General features: G+C 65.9%; 18 protein-coding genes and 2 tRNA genes. 14 read left to right on the forward strand and 6 right to left on the reverse strand.

Features of this window, described 5'->3' with window-relative positions; genetic code table 11:
• Positions 1-53: 53 nt before the first annotated feature.
• The 4 genes from T8S45_RS06235 to T8S45_RS06250 all read left to right on the forward strand — a co-directional run bounded on the left by T8S45_RS06235 (position 54) and on the right by T8S45_RS06250 (position 3,268).
• Positions 54-1,958 (forward strand): sensor histidine kinase, encoded by a 1,905-nt coding sequence (locus tag T8S45_RS06235; RefSeq protein ID WP_322295058.1) that lies wholly within the window; start codon positions 54-56, stop codon positions 1,956-1,958.
• A gap of 26 nt (positions 1,959-1,984) precedes the next feature.
• A complete protein-coding gene (locus T8S45_RS06240) occupies positions 1,985-2,968 on the forward strand; it encodes a polysaccharide deacetylase family protein (RefSeq protein WP_229658128.1) in 984 nt (327 codons plus the stop codon).
• Between the two features lie 62 nt (positions 2,969-3,030).
• Positions 3,031-3,107: transfer RNA gene (locus tag T8S45_RS06245), tRNA-Ile, on the forward strand.
• 84 nt (positions 3,108-3,191) lie between these two features.
• Positions 3,192-3,268, forward strand: a tRNA-Pro gene (locus tag T8S45_RS06250).
• A 10-nt stretch (positions 3,269-3,278) separates the two neighbouring features.
• On the opposite strand, the gene T8S45_RS06255 is transcribed toward T8S45_RS06250, so the two are convergent.
• From T8S45_RS06255 to T8S45_RS06270, 4 genes are all read right to left on the reverse strand, one after another.
• Positions 3,279-3,803, reverse strand: a complete 525-nt coding sequence (locus T8S45_RS06255; protein WP_322295059.1) for a DUF421 domain-containing protein — start codon at positions 3,801-3,803, stop codon at positions 3,279-3,281.
• A 59-nt stretch (positions 3,804-3,862) separates the two neighbouring features.
• The gene (locus T8S45_RS06260) at positions 3,863-5,113 is read right to left on the reverse strand and encodes a GGDEF domain-containing protein (RefSeq protein WP_322295060.1); all 1,251 of its coding nucleotides are present in this window, start codon (positions 5,111-5,113) and stop codon (positions 3,863-3,865) included.
• Between the two features lie 96 nt (positions 5,114-5,209).
• A complete protein-coding gene (locus T8S45_RS06265; RefSeq protein WP_322295061.1) occupies positions 5,210-6,613 on the reverse strand; it encodes a M20/M25/M40 family metallo-hydrolase in 1,404 nt (467 codons plus the stop codon).
• Positions 6,614-6,656: 43 nt separating this feature from the next.
• Entirely contained in the window at positions 6,657-7,760 is a 1,104-nt protein-coding gene (locus T8S45_RS06270) for a L,D-transpeptidase family protein (RefSeq protein WP_322295062.1), read from the reverse strand.
• 127 nt (positions 7,761-7,887) lie between these two features.
• On the opposite strand from T8S45_RS06270, the gene ettA reads away from it, so the two are divergent.
• From ettA to T8S45_RS06300, 6 genes are all read left to right on the forward strand, one after another.
• On the forward strand, positions 7,888-9,561 hold the full coding sequence (gene ettA, locus T8S45_RS06275) for an energy-dependent translational throttle protein EttA (RefSeq protein WP_322295063.1): 1,674 nt from the start codon (positions 7,888-7,890) through the stop codon (positions 9,559-9,561).
• A 79-nt stretch (positions 9,562-9,640) separates the two neighbouring features.
• Positions 9,641-10,030, forward strand: a complete 390-nt coding sequence (locus T8S45_RS06280; protein ID WP_188642108.1) for a hypothetical protein — start codon at positions 9,641-9,643, stop codon at positions 10,028-10,030.
• A 168-nt stretch (positions 10,031-10,198) separates the two neighbouring features.
• Entirely contained in the window at positions 10,199-10,540 is a 342-nt protein-coding gene (locus T8S45_RS06285; RefSeq protein ID WP_322295064.1) for a GIY-YIG nuclease family protein, read from the forward strand.
• A gap of 10 nt (positions 10,541-10,550) precedes the next feature.
• Positions 10,551-10,817: an acylphosphatase gene (locus tag T8S45_RS06290; RefSeq protein WP_322295065.1), complete on the forward strand. Its 267-nt coding sequence runs from the start codon at positions 10,551-10,553 to the stop codon at positions 10,815-10,817.
• Between the two features lie 74 nt (positions 10,818-10,891).
• The gene (locus T8S45_RS06295; RefSeq protein WP_322295066.1) at positions 10,892-11,653 is read left to right on the forward strand and encodes a DUF6624 domain-containing protein; all 762 of its coding nucleotides are present in this window, start codon (positions 10,892-10,894) and stop codon (positions 11,651-11,653) included.
• 176 nt (positions 11,654-11,829) lie between these two features.
• The gene (locus T8S45_RS06300; protein WP_188642112.1) at positions 11,830-12,039 is read left to right on the forward strand and encodes a hypothetical protein; all 210 of its coding nucleotides are present in this window, start codon (positions 11,830-11,832) and stop codon (positions 12,037-12,039) included.
• A gap of 285 nt (positions 12,040-12,324) precedes the next feature.
• On the opposite strand, the gene T8S45_RS06305 is transcribed toward T8S45_RS06300, so the two are convergent.
• On the reverse strand, positions 12,325-12,729 hold the full coding sequence (locus tag T8S45_RS06305) for a winged helix-turn-helix transcriptional regulator (RefSeq protein ID WP_188642113.1): 405 nt from the start codon (positions 12,727-12,729) through the stop codon (positions 12,325-12,327).
• 96 nt (positions 12,730-12,825) lie between these two features.
• Between T8S45_RS06305 and T8S45_RS06310 the strand changes: the two genes are divergently transcribed.
• The 3 genes from T8S45_RS06310 (at position 12,826) to T8S45_RS06320 (ending at position 14,969) form a co-directional block, all read left to right on the forward strand.
• The gene (locus T8S45_RS06310; RefSeq protein WP_188642114.1) at positions 12,826-13,380 is read left to right on the forward strand and encodes an FMN-dependent NADH-azoreductase; all 555 of its coding nucleotides are present in this window, start codon (positions 12,826-12,828) and stop codon (positions 13,378-13,380) included.
• Between the two features lie 136 nt (positions 13,381-13,516).
• A complete protein-coding gene (locus tag T8S45_RS06315; RefSeq protein WP_188642115.1) occupies positions 13,517-13,954 on the forward strand; it encodes an FKBP-type peptidyl-prolyl cis-trans isomerase in 438 nt (145 codons plus the stop codon).
• Between the two features lie 250 nt (positions 13,955-14,204).
• Positions 14,205-14,969: a helix-turn-helix domain-containing protein gene (locus T8S45_RS06320; RefSeq protein WP_322295067.1), complete on the forward strand. Its 765-nt coding sequence runs from the start codon at positions 14,205-14,207 to the stop codon at positions 14,967-14,969.
• Positions 14,970-14,989: 20 nt separating this feature from the next.
• Here T8S45_RS06320 and T8S45_RS06325 read toward each other — a convergent pair whose 3' ends face one another.
• Positions 14,990-15,559 (reverse strand): PNPOx family protein, encoded by a 570-nt coding sequence (locus T8S45_RS06325; protein ID WP_322295068.1) that lies wholly within the window; start codon positions 15,557-15,559, stop codon positions 14,990-14,992.
• 176 nt (positions 15,560-15,735) lie between these two features.
• Between T8S45_RS06325 and T8S45_RS06330 the strand changes: the two genes are divergently transcribed.
• Entirely contained in the window at positions 15,736-16,659 is a 924-nt protein-coding gene (locus T8S45_RS06330) for an RcnB family protein (RefSeq protein WP_322295069.1), read from the forward strand.
• The last annotated feature ends 82 nt before the right edge of the window (positions 16,660-16,741 follow it).

Consider the following 16,741-nt stretch of genomic DNA (forward strand, 5'->3'; position numbering starts at 1 on the left):
GAAGGCGTGGATATGCGCCAGATTTGATCGCAAGGACCACGCTGAAACCGCGAATGCATTTCGACGACCGCCTCGACACGGTGATGCGCACGCCCCTGCGCAGCGATGCCGCGCGGCTGACCCAATTTCGCCAGCTGATCGACATCCTCGCGCAGAAGCATGCCGAGCGGATCGATTCGGCACGGCTCGACGAGGCCTACGTCCTGCTGGCCGAGCTGAGCCAGAAGCTGCCGGTCGAGCAGCGGGCGCAGGTCATTACCGAAACCGGCTACCGCATCGAGACGCCGCGCCTGCTGTCGATGCTCGCGCTGCACGAGCCCGAGATCGCGCGCCCCGCGATGCGTGGAGCGCGGCTCGACGATGCCCAATGGCTCGCGCTGATTCCGACGATCCCGCCAGAGGTTCGCGACCATTTGCGCGGGCGCTCGGGCCTGTCGCGGCAAGTCAGCGAACGGCTCGCCCGGATCGGGGTCGAGGCCGAGGCTCCGGCGCTGCCGCCACCACCTGCCGCGCCAGAAGAAGAGAACGAGCCCGAGCCAGGCACGACCGCAGCGGAAACGCGCCGATCGCAGCTCGCCGACATCCCGCCACCGCCATTCATAACCCCCGCCGCGCTGGGCCTCGAAGAGGAACCCGAGGACGAGCCGCTCGAACTCGACGACCCGATCGACGAGGAAGCCGCGCCCGAGCCGCAAGCCGAGGCCCCGCCTCCCGCTCCTGCCGAACCCGCACCCGCCCAACCCGCGCCCCGGGAGGAGCCCATCCCGCTCGCACCGGTGAGGTCGGACCCGGCGCAGAATATCGGCGAGCTGGTCAAGCGGATCGAGAGCTTCCGCAAGAACCGCGAGGATGCGGGAGATGGCACGGACCGTTCGGCCCCCGCCGCGCCGCGCCTGCCGCTCGACGAGATGCAGGGCGACGAGACCCGCATCACCGCGATCGATTTCACCACCGATCGGGTCGGCCGGATCGTCGACGCGCCGCGTTCGGTCGCCCCGATGCTGGTCGGCTATTCGCTGTCGGGCGCGAGCGAGCGGATCGGGCGCAGCGTGCGCCGCCGCCTGCCGATCGTGGACGAGATGCTCGACATCTCGGGCGCCCCGGCGGTCGCGGGCCGGTGGCGGCTCGACGCGATGCCGGTGTTCGATCCCGATGGCGGTCGCTTCATGCATTTCCGCGGGCGCCTGCGCCGCCCGGGCAAGGTCGTCACCCGCGCGACCAAGCGCGCCGAAAAGCTGCGCCAGCTGCTCCACGAGCTGCGCACGCCGGTCAACGCGATCCAGGGGTTCGCCGAATCGATCCAACAGCAGATCTTCGGCGACGTCCCGCACACCTATCGCGCCTTCGCCGCGACCATCGCCTCGGACAGTGCGGCGATGATGGCCGGGTTCGAGGAGCTCGAATTGTTCGCCCGGCTGACCGGGGGCGAGATCGATCTCGCGGGCGAGGGTTGCGACCTGTCGACCACGATCTCGCAGACGCTCGAACAGCTCGCGACCTACACCCAGCCGCGGGTCAGCGGCTTCAAGAGCCGGATCGCCCGGCCACCGGTCCCGATCGCGATGTCGCGATGCGACGGGGAACGGCTGGTGTGGCGCCTGCTCGGCACGCTTGCGGGGGAAACCGCCCCGGGCGAATTCCTCGCCTTGCGCCTCACCGTCCAGGGAGACACCGCCCAGTTTTCGGCCGGGATTCCGCGCCGGCTGGCCGAACGCGAAGGTGAAAAGCTGTTCGAGGGCGGGATCGCCAACGGCCAGAATGCGATCAGCGCGGGCATGTTCGGGAGCGGCTTCGCGCTGCGCCTCGCCCGCGCCGAAGCACGCGCCGCGGGTGGCGATCTCCAGCGCGACAGCGACGAACTTGTCCTCAGCCTGCCGTTGACCGCCACCGCATCGCCCAATAGCGACGACGAGGTGGAAGGAACGGAAGGAGCTGCCGGAAACGACGGCGGCACCTGACGCAGCGGGAATTCAAGGGGGGAATCTTGCCGACCGACGAACATCCTGCGGTGCGTTTTCGCGACGGGTTCGGCCCGGCCTTCCTCGTCACGGTCGACGTCGAGGAGGACTTCGACTGGACCCAGCCGCTCGCACGCGAGAATACCGCGGTCGATTCGGTCGTGCGCCTGCGCAAGTTCCAGACCTTCTGCGAAGGTGCCGGGGTAATTCCCTGTTACCTCGTCGATTATCCGGTCGCCAATTCGTCGATCGCGCAGGATATCCTCGGTGGCGCGTTCCGCCGCCGCAAGGCCGATGTCGGGCTCCAGCTCCATCCCTGGGTCACCCCGCCGCACGACGAGGAGGTCAACTGCCGCAACAGCTTCGCCGGCAACCTCCCGCCCGCGCTCGAACGCGCCAAGATTGCGACGCTCGCCAAGACGGTGCGCGCGCGCTTCGGCGTCGATGCGAAGATCTATCGCGCCGGGCGCTATGGCATCGGGCCCAACACGATCGCGCTGCTCGGCGAAGAAGGTATCGCGATCGACAGCTCGGTGCGCGCCTATCACGATTACCACGCCGAGGACGGCCCCGATTTCAGCACGCGTGATTCCAGTCCGGCCTGGGTCGGGCGCGACGTGCGAATCCTCGAATTGCCGCTGACCACCGTGTTCACCGGACTCCTGCGCCGCCATGGCCCGAAGCTCTATCGCCGGTCCGGCCGGGTCGCCGCGCTGCGCGGCGCGGCGGCGCGGCTCGGCCTCCTCAACCGCGTACCGCTCACCCCGGAGGGCGTCAGCATCGACGAGGCCAAGGCCGCGATCGACCACGCGCTCGGCGACGGGCTGCCGATCCTCAACTTCGCCTTCCACAGCCCCTCGCTGGTGCCCGGCAACACCCCCTATGTGCGCGACAACGACGATCTCGACGCATTCTACGACTGGTGGCGCGAGATCCTCGCCCATCTCGACCAGCGCGGCGTGCGCGCGACCGATATCGGCGACATCATGGGTGCCGTCGAGCTCGATTAGCCTCGCGCGTACAACCGCGCTTGAATACTCAATCGGGGCGCGGTAACCGCCAGTCCAGGCGGGGGCCTGTAGCTCAGTTGGTTAGAGCTGGCCGCTCATAACGGCTTGGTCGCGGGTTCGAGTCCTGCCGGGCCCACCACCGCCGCGGTCCGCAGGCCTCAGGCAGCGAAGCGGTGGGCCGGGATTGGCCGCACGCAGCGAAGCGTTAGGCCGAGTAAAGTGTCGGGGAGTAGCGCAGCCTGGTAGCGCATCTGCTTTGGGAGCAGAGGGTCGCAGGTTCGAATCCTGTCTCCCCGACCACTTGCACCGGTCAGGAACCGGTTTGCTTCCGCACTCCCTCGAGCAAGGCTTCGTCGAGCGTCTCACCATGGAGCACGGAGACGTCTCCCGTGGTCTCGAGTACCGCCGCCCGCACCTGCGAATAGTCGGTCACATTGGCCTCGCGCAGCTTGGCGATCAGGTCGCTGCGGGCGACCCGCGTCTTTTCGAGGGCCTCGTCGAGAATTTCGCCGTCGCGCATCAGCAGGACGGGTTCATTCTGCATGATCCTTTCCATCCACGCCGAGTTCTTGCGGATCCTCGCGCTCCCCCATTGGGCGACGAACAGCCCCACCATCCCCGCAAGCGGCTGGAGGAACTTGAGCCAACTCTCGGCCTGCGATGCCCCCGCCACGAGGCTGCCCAGCGCGACCGTCATAACGAAATCGAAGCTCGTCATCTTCGACAGCGAGCGAAGCCCGTTGATGCGGATGAGCACGACGATCCAGAGCAAGGCGATGGTCGCGAGGATCACGCCGCGCAGAATCGTATCGAGAATTTCACCGGGAACGATCATCGCGCCGAATGGACCATCGCGCGACCGAGATTGCAAGTCGGGGCCGAGCCGGCCCGGCGTCAGGCGGTGGCGATCCCGCGGACGCCCGAGCGCCGATCGCCCGGCTGGTCGTCCTCCTGGCGCGCGGCAAATTCGGCCACATCGACCGTGGCGTCGACGGGATTGTCCCAGCCCTCGCCGACCACGCGATTGCGGCCGTTCTCCTTGGCCGCGTAAAGCGCCGCATCGGCGCGAGCGAACAATTTGCCGTAGCCTTCGTGCGAATCCCACGCGGCCACGCCGAAACTCGCGGTCAAGCGGACGTCGCCCGAAATTCCCTCGATCGGGAGCCGTTCGAAGCGGCTGCGGATGCGTTCGGCGAGCCCCGTGGTCGGATCGGATTCGCAATCCCAGACAAGGACGCAGAATTCCTCTCCGCCGATGCGACCGGCAAGGTCGGTGGTGCGGATCGTCGAGCCGAGCAGGTCGCCGAAGGCGGCGATCGCATTGTCCCCGACCTGGTGGCCCCAGATGTCGTTGACCTGCTTGAAGTGATCGATGTCGGCGACGATCGCGCCGACCTGTACGTTCTGTTCCTTGGCGCGGCTGAGCATGGCGATCGCCGCCTCCTCGAACGGTCCGCGCATCTTGAGCCCGGTCAGCGAATCTCGCTGCGATTCCTCGCGCATGGCGTTCATCTGGTCGGTCAGCGCGGCGGCGAGCAGCGCCATCGCCATCAGCAGCGACGCGAGCGCCAGCCACACTACCATCAGCGCGTAGAACGGCGTTTCGCGATATTGCTCGGCGGTCATCGAGCCTTCGACGATGATCGCCAGCATCGGCCGGACGAAGAACTGGAACGCGCCCATGGCGAGCAGGAACAGGATCACCTTGTCGAGGAAATCCTTTTCCACCTTGCGCGCCGCGGTCTGCGTGCCGAGCGCGAGGATCAGGCCGTAGCTGGCATTGGCCGCGTAGAGCCTGGCGTTGTAATCGGCCCCGTAGGTCGCGCCGACGATCAGCGCGAGGCCGAGCACGGAAATCAGGAGATAGGTCTTGAGGTCTGCCGATTGGCGGTTGCGCGCGCAGATGGCCCAGACGATCGTGATCGCACTGACCGAGTAGAACACGTGCATGGTGACGATCGCCGCCACCCCGTTCGGATTAGCGGTGAAATGGAAGACGAAGAAACCGACCGCGCGCGAAGCATAGGTCGCCGCGAGGATGACAATCCAGGTCGCGCTGGTCTCGCGCCGCCAAAGCACGAAGAACGCGACAGCGAACACTGCGCACAGCATTGGATTCGCCATGGCCAGGATCTTTTCGCTCATCGACTACCCCAATCCTCCAGCGATGCCGTATAGTTATGCGGGGTTAAAATCCCCTTTAGTAAACTCCACGGGGTCGGGGAAAACCGACCGATCGTGTCAGGGTTTGATCGGCCCTTCCTCGTTGGCGAGGATTCCGACCACCTGGGTCCACACCGCGACGTTCTGGCGCAGCTGTGCGCGGTCGATCCGGTCGAGCGTATCGTTGGGCGTGTGGTGGATGTCGAAATAGCGTGTCCCGTCCTGCTGCAGGTCGATGATCGCCGTTTCCTGGTCGCGCGCGATGTTGATGTCGGCCCCGCCGCTGGCGACTGCGGTGCTGTCCGAAACGCCGAAGCGGGCGACCGCGCGCGCGATCCTGGCATGAAGGTCGGGATTGGCCACGCGGAAATTGCTCTGGAATTGCCAGATGCGATCGGCGCCGAAATCGCTCTCGAGCCCGACCGCGATCGGCTCGTCGATATGCGCGTCGGAATAGGCGCGGCTGCCCCACAGCCCGGTTTCCTCTGCGCCCGCCATCAGCACGCGGATCGTGCGCAACGGCTGCCCGGTGGCGGCGACGTGCTTGGCCGCGGCGGCGACGATGCCGCAGCCCGCACCGTCGTCGAACGCGCCGGTGCCGTTCCACCAGCTGTCGATGTGGCAGGCGACGAGCACCGGCGGCAGCGAGGGATCGCGACCGACGATCTCGCCGACGACATTGCCGCTCTGCGTCTGGCCGAGACGACGCGGGGTCAGCGTGAGCTTCATCGTGATCGGCTTGCCATCAGCGCGTTCGAACATGCGTTCGAGGTTGAGTGCATCGGGCACCGACAGCGCGCCCGCCGGGGTCGGCGCGACCCCTTCGGGGAAGGAGGTCCCGCCGACATGCGGCAGGCGGTTGCGATCGGTGCCGACCGACTTGATCACGGTCGCGACTGCGCCCTTGCTCGCGGCGATCCCCGCGCCGACCCAGCGCGCCGGCCCGGCGAAGCCGTATTGCGACCCATCCTGCGTCGGGGTCATCGCATGGCTGACGAAGGCGATCTTGCCCTTCAGGCTGCCGTCGGGCGCCTCGCGCAGTTCGGCGACGGTCGGGAAATAGACCACCTCGGCGGTGATCCCCTCGGGGCCGGTCGAAGCCGAATTGCCGAGCGGCTGGACCACCAGCGGCTGCGCGAAGGGCGCGAGGATCTCGGCCTCGTGCGTGTCGCCCGGCACCCAGGTGTCCATCATGAAGGGTTCGTCGGCGACATTGGTGAAGCCCTGCGCGCGCAGCCAGGCCATGGCCCATTCGCGACCGCGCTGCTCGGCTTCGGTGCCGGCCTGGCGCGGCCCGACCTCGGTGGTGATCCCCTCGACGAAGTGCCACGCCAACTGGTCGCCTTCGAGCGCGGCATCGGCGCGCTGCTCGAGCGAGCAGCTATCCTCGCACGGTCCGGGCCCCAACTGGGCGGCGGCGGGTGTGGAGAGCGCGAAATGCGGGAGCGAAAGCGCGGCGAGCGCGAAGAGCGTCTTGTTCATGGCGCGAGGGGCTACCGCGCTCCCCGCGCTTTGTGAAGTCCGGTTAGACGAACTCCACCGGCGTGCCTGTTTTCAGCGCCTTGGCGAAGGCCGCAGCATCCCAGTTGGTCAGCCGCACGCAGCCGTGGCTCGCTTCCTTGGCGACCATCTGCGGGTTGGGCGAGCCGTGGATACCGTAGCCATCCTTGCCGAGATCGATCCACGTCCCACCGACCGGGTTGTTCGGCCCCGGCGGGAGGATGAAGGTCTCGTCCGGGCCCCAGTCCTGGTCGTCGGGATCGAAGGTGTAATTGGGCTCGGGCGCGATCGCGGCGACCTTCATCCGGCCGCTCGGGCTGGGAAAGTCGGAACTGCCGATCGTCGCCGGGAAGCTCACCAGCACCTTGCCCGCCTGGTCGAGCCCGACCACGGTGGCTTCGCCCTTGCGGACCTCGACCTTGGCGATATCGGCATCGATCCGGTCGTCGCCATGGCTGACGATCACGAGCTTGGTGCCCGCCTTGGCAAAATCGGCGTCGGGGTTGAGCGCGGCGAGGAAATCCTCGTCCATGTGGAACCGCTCGGCGAGCATTTCGCGCGCGCTTTCGTAGCCCAGCGCGTCCTTCTTCGCCATGTCGGGGAATTCCTCGGGCACGTCCGAAAACTCGGTCGCGGCGTCCTTCTCGGTGACCGTGTAGGTGCGGAAGACGTCGCCGCCGTGATTGTCGAGCAGCGCGGAAATCAGCTCGCCGTCGATCCCCTCGCCCGCAGCGAGCCCGTTGGCCTCGCGGTAGTAGCGGATCGCGCGATTGGTGTTGGCGCCCTCTCGCCCATCGATCACGCCGGGCGAATGGTTGCTCTTGTCGAGCAGCACCTGCACCGCGATCATCCGCTTGGTCCGCTCGCCCAGCATCGCCTGGGTCACGCCGTCGGGCAGCGTCAGCGAGAGCGTGCCGCCCTGCTCGCTCGCTTCCTCGCGGCTCGCCTCGGCATCGCTGTCGTAGCCCTCACGGCTTGCCCAGTTGGCGCCGATCTCGTCATCGGCGGAGGTATCGACCGCGGCGGTGCCGGTCTCCGTCGCGGCGTCGGTTTCGGCATCGTCCGAGCCCGAGCAGGCGGTGAGGGTCAGCGCCGAGACGGCGAGCGAGGCAAAAAGCAAATGTTTCATGGTCTTTCGAACGCAAGCCGCGTGCGACATGTTCCCCGTTGTCACGCCCGCTTGCCCGCGCGCGCCGCAACGCCTATCTCGCGCCCGAACTTTTCTTCCACATCGCCCGATTCAAAGGACACGCTCGATGTCAGCGCAATACGCCTTCGTCATGAAGGACATGACCAAGACCTTCCCCGGCGCCAGCAAGCCGGTGCTCAGCAATATCAACCTGCAGTTCTACCAGGGTGCCAAGATCGGCATCGTCGGTCCCAACGGCGCGGGCAAGTCGACGCTGATCAAGATCATGGCCGGGATCGACACCGACATCACCGGCGAGGCCTGGCCGGGCGAGAACATCACGGTCGGCTATCTCGAGCAGGAGCCCGAGCTCGACGAGAGCAAGACCGTGCTCGAAAACGTCAAGGACGGCGCGCGCCACATCGCCGACAAGGTCGAGCGGTTCAACGCGATCAGTGCCGAAATGGCCGAGCCCGACGCCGACTTCGACAAGCTCGGCGAGGAAATGGCCGAGCTCCAGGCCGAAATCGACGCGGTCGACGGGTGGACGCTCGACAACCAGCTCGAGATCGCGATGGAGGCGCTGCGCTGCCCGCCCGGCGAGGCGAGCGTCGAAAACCTCTCGGGCGGCGAGAAGCGCCGCGTCGCGCTCACCCGCCTGCTGATCCAGAAGCCCGACATCCTGCTGCTCGACGAACCGACCAACCACCTCGACGCCGAAAGCGTCCAGTGGCTCGAAAACCACCTCAAGGAATATGCCGGCGCGGTGCTGATGATCACCCATGACCGCTATTTCCTCGACAATGTCGTCGAATGGATCCTCGAATTGGATCGCGGCTCCTACTATCCCTACGAGGGCAATTACTCGACCTACCTGGAAAAGAAGGCCAAGCGCCTCGAACAGGAATCGCGCGAGGAAAGCGGCAAGCAGAAGGCGCTGCAGCGCGAACTCGAATGGATCCGGCAGACGCCGGCCGCGCGCCAGACCAAGTCGAAGGCGCGTATCCGCAAGTTCGACCAGCTCCAGGAAGACATGGGCAACCGCAAGCCGGGCAAGGCACAGATCGTCATCCAGGTGCCCGAGCGCCTCGGCGGCAAGGTGATCGAAGCCAAGAACATCACCAAGGCCTATGGCGACAAGCTGTTGTTCGAAGACCTCTCCTTCATGCTGCCCCCGGGCGGCATCGTCGGCGTGATCGGCCCCAACGGCGCGGGCAAGTCCACGCTATTCAAGATCCTCACCGGGCAGGAAGAGCCGGACTCGGGCAAGGTCGAGATCGGCGAGACCGTGCGCCTCGGCTATGTCGACCAGAGCCGCGCGCATCTCGATCCGAAGAACAACGTGTGGGAGGAAATCTCCGACGGGCTCGACTACATGAAGGTCAACGGCCACGACGTCTCGACCCGCGCCTATGTCGGCGCGTTCAACTTCAAGGGCCCCGACCAGCAGAAGAACGTCGGCAAGCTCTCGGGCGGCGAACGCAACCGCGTCCACATGGCCAAGATGCTCAAGCAGGGGGGCAACGTGCTGCTGCTCGACGAACCGACCAACGACCTCGACGTCGAAACCCTCGGCGCGCTCGAAGAAGCGATCGAGAACTTCGCCGGCTGCGCCGTGGTCATCTCGCATGACCGCTTCTTCCTCGACCGGTTGGCGACGCACATCCTCGCCTTCGAGGGCAACAGCCACGTCGAATGGTTCGAGGGCAACTTCGAGGCGTATGAAGAGGACAAGCGGCGCCGTCTGGGCGATGCCGCGGATCGGCCGAGCCGCGTGAGTTACAAGAAGCTGACTAGGTAGGACGAGGTGTCGGGTCGTAAGCGGAATGTCCGCTTACGCCCCGGTTGCTGACATTAAGGGCCTGTGCGAAACATGGGCCATGCGCTTCCTGCTGATACTGTGTGCGGCTTCGCTCACTGGTTGCTCTTCCGGATTTATTCCAAGTCGACCAACAGAGCAGACTATTGACCGACTGGAGCAACGGCTGAGCAAGGTATCATGCATTGGCTCTCTAGATAGCTGGGAGCGTCATTATACCTTTATGTCCGAGCCTTTCTTGGGCTGGGACTACGATTGGTATGATTATGGAAAGATCGATGTGGATCTGCGGGAAGCAGGTTTCGAAGAGTTCAAAGGCGGGCGACATATCCATGCTCGCGTGCCGGAACATCAACGGATGTTGGACGACAGGCCCTACAAGGTAGCGTTTGGCGAATACGACGTCTCAGAGGATCGACTATCCCTCACCCACTGCGGCGCAAACATCTGACTAACTGTCCGCTTCCCACCCCATTGTCGTCATTCCCGCGCAGGCGGGAATCCAGTCTGGCTTGGTGCCTGTTCGCCCTGGATCCCCGCCTTCGCGGGGATGACGATGAGGCTTGGGGAAGACCAAAAGGGGGATGACGGGTCGCGGGCAGTGCCTTAGGCCTCGGTCATGCCGTTCGAACGCACGCCTTGCGTCTATATCCTCGCTTCGAAGCGCAACGGTACGCTGTATATCGGCGTGACGTCCGATCTCCCGGGTCGCATCCATCGGCATCGCGACGGGACCTTCGAGGGATTTTCGAAGCGCTACGACGTGAAAATGCTCGTCTGGTTCGAAGTCCATGCGGAGATGGAAGCGGCGATCCGGCGCGAGAAGCAGTTGAAGAAATGGGAGCGCGGCTGGAAGATCAGGCTGATCGAGGACGCCAATCCCGGGTGGCGCGACCTGGCGGAAAATTTCGGGTTCGAGGCTATGGACCGACCGGGTGAGTCCGGAACCGCGGCATGTTAGAGACCTCCGCATGACCGCCCGTCACCTCAACATCCATGGCCGCGTGCAGGGCGTGTTCTACCGCGACTGGACGGTCGAGACCGCGCGTTCGCTGGGCCTTGCCGGCTGGGTCCGCAACCTGCCCGACGGGACGGTCGAGGCGCAGGTCGAGGGCGAGCGGCAGGCGGTCGAGCGGATGGTCGCGGCGATGGAAGGCGGCCCTCCCCGCGCGCGGGTCGAGCGGATCGAGGCCCGTGCCATCGACGCCGAAGGGCTGGACAGTTTCGAGCGGCGGTGATCGGGCGGGGGTGTCATCTCCCGTTCATTCCGTGGTCCTAGCGTGCCGGGCGTACGACGTTGAGGGGGACCATCATGCATCGATCGATCGCCGCAGGCCTTGCCGGGCTCGGCCTCGCGCTCGCCATTCCGGCAACTGCCCAGGAAGAGACGACACCGCGAGTAGCGATGACGATCGGCGAGCGGATCTCGGCCGCGTTCGCGGCGGAGCTCGAAACGCTCGAGGCGATGGACTGCGCCGACGACGACATCGCCTGTCTCTCCGCCGAACTGCTCGAACGCTACCGGGTCGATCAGTGGGCGCGCGGGGAAGCGATGGGAGGCGCTTTCTGCGCGGACTATTCCGGCGAGCTCGCGCAGAACTGTTTCGGGCAGGCGATGGGAGCGACCGCGTTCAAGGTCGACATGCCCAACACCGCGCGTCTCAAGCAGGTCATCGCGCTGCACGGCTGGCCCAAGCCGCCGCTCTTCAGCGAAGCGGCGCAGAACGCCGCCTGGTACCTCGCCCAACACGCCATGGCGCTCGACGGCAACGGCAACCTCGACTGGGATGTCTCATTGGCCGAGAGCGTCCTCCCGCAGGTCAAGGAGGCCGCCGAGGCCGGGCAACTGACGCCGTGGCACTATGCCGCGATGTTCGATCGCATCGCCCGCGCCCGCGGCAAGCCCCAGCGCTATGCGACCCAGATCGGCTGCGCGGAGGGCAAGGCGGATTTCGGCGAGGTCGAGGATATCGACCGGGTCACCGAGTTTCGCGCCGAGATCGGGATGAAGGCATTCGACCCCGATGCCTACGACGCCTATTGCGTCAGGGCGTCCGGTTCCGAGCAGGGCTGACACGCAGCCTCGCGGCGCACGGAAATGCGGCCTGACGCCTCGCGGGACTTGCCCGCAGACAAGCCAATTCGCGGTCAATTCGACCCGACGACCCGTGGCCTATCATCGACGAGATGATTTGCATATTGCGTGAACAGCCCCTAACACGATGCATTCAATCACAGAAAGGGCGGACTATGAAATTTTCCAAAGCCTTGGTCGCGGGTACAGCGGCTGCCACCCTCGTCGCCGCCCCGGTCGCGGCGCAGCAAGCGGCTCCTGTCGCACCGCAGGAGGAAGAAGCCGCGTTTGGCGGCAATGCCGGTGCGCTCGCAGCTGCCTTCGCGCTGTTCGTGCTCGTAGTGTTCATCGTCGCCGACAGCGAGGACGATCCGGTCAGCCCGTAACCGTTTCGCAAATTCCGGCACCAGCCGGACAGAGGCCAGCGCACCCAGTGTGTCGCTGGCCTTTTCTTTTCCGGAATTGGGACCGGGCGGTGCGCGCTGTCCTACATCGAGTGCGCGCGGTATGATCGCGCCATGCCCGCCCGATCTCCATCGCCGCGCGTCGGCCCGCGCGAAAGGTTACACCGCGGGACGCGAATCCGAGCGCAAGCGGTTGGAATTGCAGACTTCTACAGTGTCCGAGAGTTTTTCAAAACCCTGCGATCGGTGGTCCACGCCGCGCCGCGATCAGGCCGCTTCGGCCTCGTCCTGCGCGCGATCGAACGTCTCGCGGTGGGCGTGGATCGTCGGCAGATTGGCGAATGTCCAGCCGACCAGCGCCATCACCGGCTCCGCGAGCGAGCGGCCGAGATCGGTCAGCGCGTATTCGACGCGCGGCGGGATCGTGGGGTGGACGGTGCGCGCGACCATCCCGTCGCGTTCGAGCGCGCGCAGCGTGCGGGTGAGCATCTGCTGCGAGATCCCGCCGACGTGGCGCTTGAGCTCGTTGAAGCGCAGCGTCTCCTCGGCGAGCGCCTCGACCACGAGCACGGTCCACTTGTCGCCCACCCGGCTCAGCAATTCGCTGACCGCGCGGCAATCGGGGTTGGCATGCGGATGGTCGGAAGGGGGGTGGTCGGAAGGAGCAGTCATAGAGGTGTGACCTGGTCAGGAAGTTTTGCGTTCTTGCCGGTTCTAGATGGTCGCATAGATGGGCCTGGTCAACATTTCTGACCGGAGACCCTATCCATGACCATCCTGCACATCGATTCCTCCATCAGCGGCGAAGCATCGGTCAGCCGCGAACTCAGCGCGGCGATCGTCGAGGCGCTCGGCAACGCGGACGTGACCTATCGCGATCTTGCCGCCGAGCCGCTCGACCACCTCACCCTGCCCGCCTTCGGCGAGGCGGATTCGCTCGATGCGCTCGCGCAGTTCAAGGCCGCCGACACGGTGGTGATCGGCGCGCCGATGTACAATTTCACCATTCCCACCCAGCTCAAGGCGTGGATCGACCGCGTGCTCGTCGCCGGGGAGACCTTCCGCTACCGCGAGGACGGCAGCGTCGAGGGACTGATGGGCGGCAAGCGCGTGATCGTCGCGATCGCCCGCGGCGGGCTCTATGGCGAGGACAGTGCCCAGCGCAGCGTCGAACATGCCGAGCGCTACCTTACGAGCGTGCTGGGCTTCATCGGGATCGACGATCCGGTCTTCGTGATCGCCGAGGGCCTCAAGGTCAGCGAAGAGACCAAGGCCGAGGCTGTGGCCGCCGCGCATGCCCGTATCGCCGAGCTCGCGGGCTGAAGCGTGCAGGCCGCGCTACCGCTTCGTTTGACTCGCCCGGGCAGCCTTGCGACAATGGAACCTCGGCGCCTGCAACACGGCGACTTCCCCCGGCGGCCACTTTCGCGCCGCACACACGAGATTCCAAGAGGACAATATGGCTACTGCAAAGCAGGGTGACACCGTCACCATCGATTACGTCGTGAAAACCGAAGACGGCACCGTCGTCGGCAACACCCAGGAAAGCGGCCCGCAGCAGGTCGTGCTCGGCCAGGGGCAGATCATGCCCAAGATCGAGGAAGCGCTGACCGGCATGGAAGTCGGCGCGGAGAAGACCGTCGAGGTCGACAGCGACAACGCCTTCGGGCCGCGCCGCGATGAAATGGTGATCGACATCCCGCGCGCCAACCTGCCGCCCGAACCGGCCCCGCAGCCGGGCATGCAGCTTCAGGCGCAGGGCCAGGACGGCCAGCCGCTGATGCTGCACATCGTCGAAGTGGGCGAGGAATCGGTCAAGGCCGACGGCAACCACCCGCTGGCGGGCAAGGACATCACCTTCGACGTCACCCTGCGCGAGATCAAGCAGGCGGCCTGATCCCCGCTACGCGGCGGATCGTGCGCTGACAGCGGCCGGTGGCGGAACGGTTGTTCCGCCCTGGTCGTTGCGCAGCGTGGTACCCCGAAAGGGCTCCGCCACCCCGATACACGCGTTGGTCCCACAAAGTATTGTCACGGAAGCACGTGACTGTCCCTCCGGTAGCTGAACGTTATCGGGTGGGGGCATCGCTGGTTGTCGTCCGGAAGGCGGCAGCCGCCGCAAACGGGGGAATTCGAAAGCTGGGACTATGACGAATTCCGTAAATCCTTGGGTCGACGTCTCGATCCAGTCGCTGGTCAAGGCGCTTTCCACCGCCCCGCGGAAAGCCACGAGTTTCGAACTGGCGCGAGGGATCCTGAAGGCGTCGCGGCGGCTCGGCGCCATTTCACTGAGCTATCACCTGGTGCCGCAGTTCTCCTCGGTGATCGGGTGCCGCAGCTTCACCTATTTCGCCTCCGAACGTGCGCTATCACATTCGCAACCGAGCGAGGAAATCGCAGCGGCGGTATCGACCTGCCACCGCTACGTCATTTCGAGTGGGCGACCGGTTTCGCTCGCCGTCGCGACCGAGCATTTCCGTTCCGACGAACCCGAGTTGATCGCGAAGATCACGGACAAGGTCTCGGACAAGGGCGTGATCGACGAATTCATGGTCCCGGTGTTCGGCCCTTACGGCCTGAACGCGGTGATCTCGTTCGGTTTCGACTGCAGCGTCGCCGAGGTCGACCCGACCACGCTGGTGCTGCTCGAATCCTTCTCGAGCGCGGTGCATAACGGGCTGGTCGCCTATTACAGCGATGCCACGGTCGAGAAGGCCGGCCTGTCCGACCGCGAGAACGAGGTCCTCAAATGGATCGCGCGGGGCAAGTCGAGTTCTGATATCGCGACCATCCTCGATCTCAGCGCGAGCTCGATCGACACCTACACACGGCGCGTGTTCAAGAAGCTCGGTGTACACGACCGCGTCTCGGCCGCGATCAGCGGGATCTCCCAGGGCGTGATCGCCGCCTGAGCGGACTTCGTGTTGCGCCGCTAGGGCGCGATCCAGCGAGCACTGTCAGCGGTGACGAGCGCGCGCCGATGCCCGTCCTTGGACAGGCTGAACCAGTCGATCTCCTCGAGCGCGACGAGCAGGATGGCGAAGTTCGCACGCGCCGGCGCGAGCTCGCTCTCGCTCGGCTCGACGCCTTCGAACTGCGTCGGCAAACCAGATGTCGGTCCTTCCGAAGGCGCGCCCGGTGCCGCTCCGAGATAGCAGCGCCGAGCGAAATTCTCGCTTTCAGCCCATGCACGGTCGGCTGTCGGACCTTCACTTTCGATCCGGCCAATCCCGCGACCGCGGATCTGGACCTTGGCCTCTTTGTCGTAGAACAGCACGCCGACCCGCGCGCCCTCGCCGACCGTAGCGGACTTCGGCGCGCGCGCATCGGTATGGAAGCGCAAGGTGCGGTTCGCCGGATCCCAGCCCCGCAGCACCATCACCCGCGCATCCGCATCCTCGGTCGCCACCACCGGCGTGTGCATCGGCGCACGGCGATCGCGCACCGCTTCGGCCAGCCGCCGATCGATATCCTCGCGGATCGCTTCGAAGGTCTCCAGCATCGCTACCGTCCTGCCCCAGCCGCGCCTTCCCCGCAAGCAAAGCGCCATTCACGAAAGGTTATCTGAAACTGAACGGCAAGCAACAGGCCAGTTCAGTCTGGTGTCACGCTCGACCGGTTACAAACAGATAGATAATCCGCCACAAGGGGTGACGGAGGAATGGAGGGAAGCAGAACATGCAAGGCAACAAGCTCCTCAACCAGACCGCGCTCGCCGCGCTCGCTGCGGCGCTCGCTTTGATGGCGATGCCGACCGCCGCCATGGAAGCGACCGCCGAAGCGGGGCTGAGCAATGCCGCGTTCGAACAGGATCGCCAGCAGGCGCGGCAGGAGCGTCGCGAACGACGTGCCGAGCGACGCGACTCCCGGAGCGAAAGCCGCAGCGGCGGGCCGCGCGGAGCCCAGCGCGCACCGCGCGAAGAGACGGCCCCGATCCAGCGACGTGTCGAGCGCCGCCAGGAACGACGAGCCGAGCAACGCCAGGAGCGCCGTGCCGAACAGCGCCGCGATCGCCGAAGCGAGCAACGTCGCGACCGCCGGGTCGAACGGCGCCAGGAGCGCCGCGCCGAGCAACGTCGCGACCGCCGCGTGGAACGCCGGCAGGAACGTCGTGCCGAGCAACGCCGCGACCGTCGCGTAGAACGGCGTCAGGAACGCCGCGCTGACCAGCGTCGCAGTCAGCGCGAGGCTTATCGCGAGGGGCGCCGCGCCGGCACCCGCGACGCCTATCGCGACCAGCGACGATATCGCGACCAGCGCCGGGCGCGCGACTATCGCGGGGGCGACTATCGCCGCTGGAACCGTCGCTGGCGCGACCAGCGCCGTTACGACTGGCGCCGCTATCGCGCGCAGAACCGCCGCTACTTCCGCGCGGGCCGCTATTACGCGCCCTACCGCAATTACAGCTATCGCCGCCTGAGCATCGGATTCTTCCTCGAATCGATCTTCTTCGGCAATCGCTACCGGATCGTCGACCCGTGGCGCTATCGACTGCCCGCCGTCTACGGCCCCTATCGCTGGGTCCGCTATTACGACGACGTGCTGCTGGTGAACATCTACACCGGCGAGGTGCACGACGTGATCTACGACTTTTTCTACTGATCGTCCCCGAAACGGGTCCTCGGGGACCAGACTGGCCCCTGCCTCCATCGCGAGGCGGGGGCTTTTTTCATGCCCGTCCGAC

It is taken from the genome of Pseudoblastomonas marina, from assembly GCF_034374265.1.
In the GTDB taxonomy this organism is placed as follows: Bacteria; Pseudomonadota; Alphaproteobacteria; order Sphingomonadales; family Sphingomonadaceae; genus Alteriqipengyuania_A; species Alteriqipengyuania_A marina.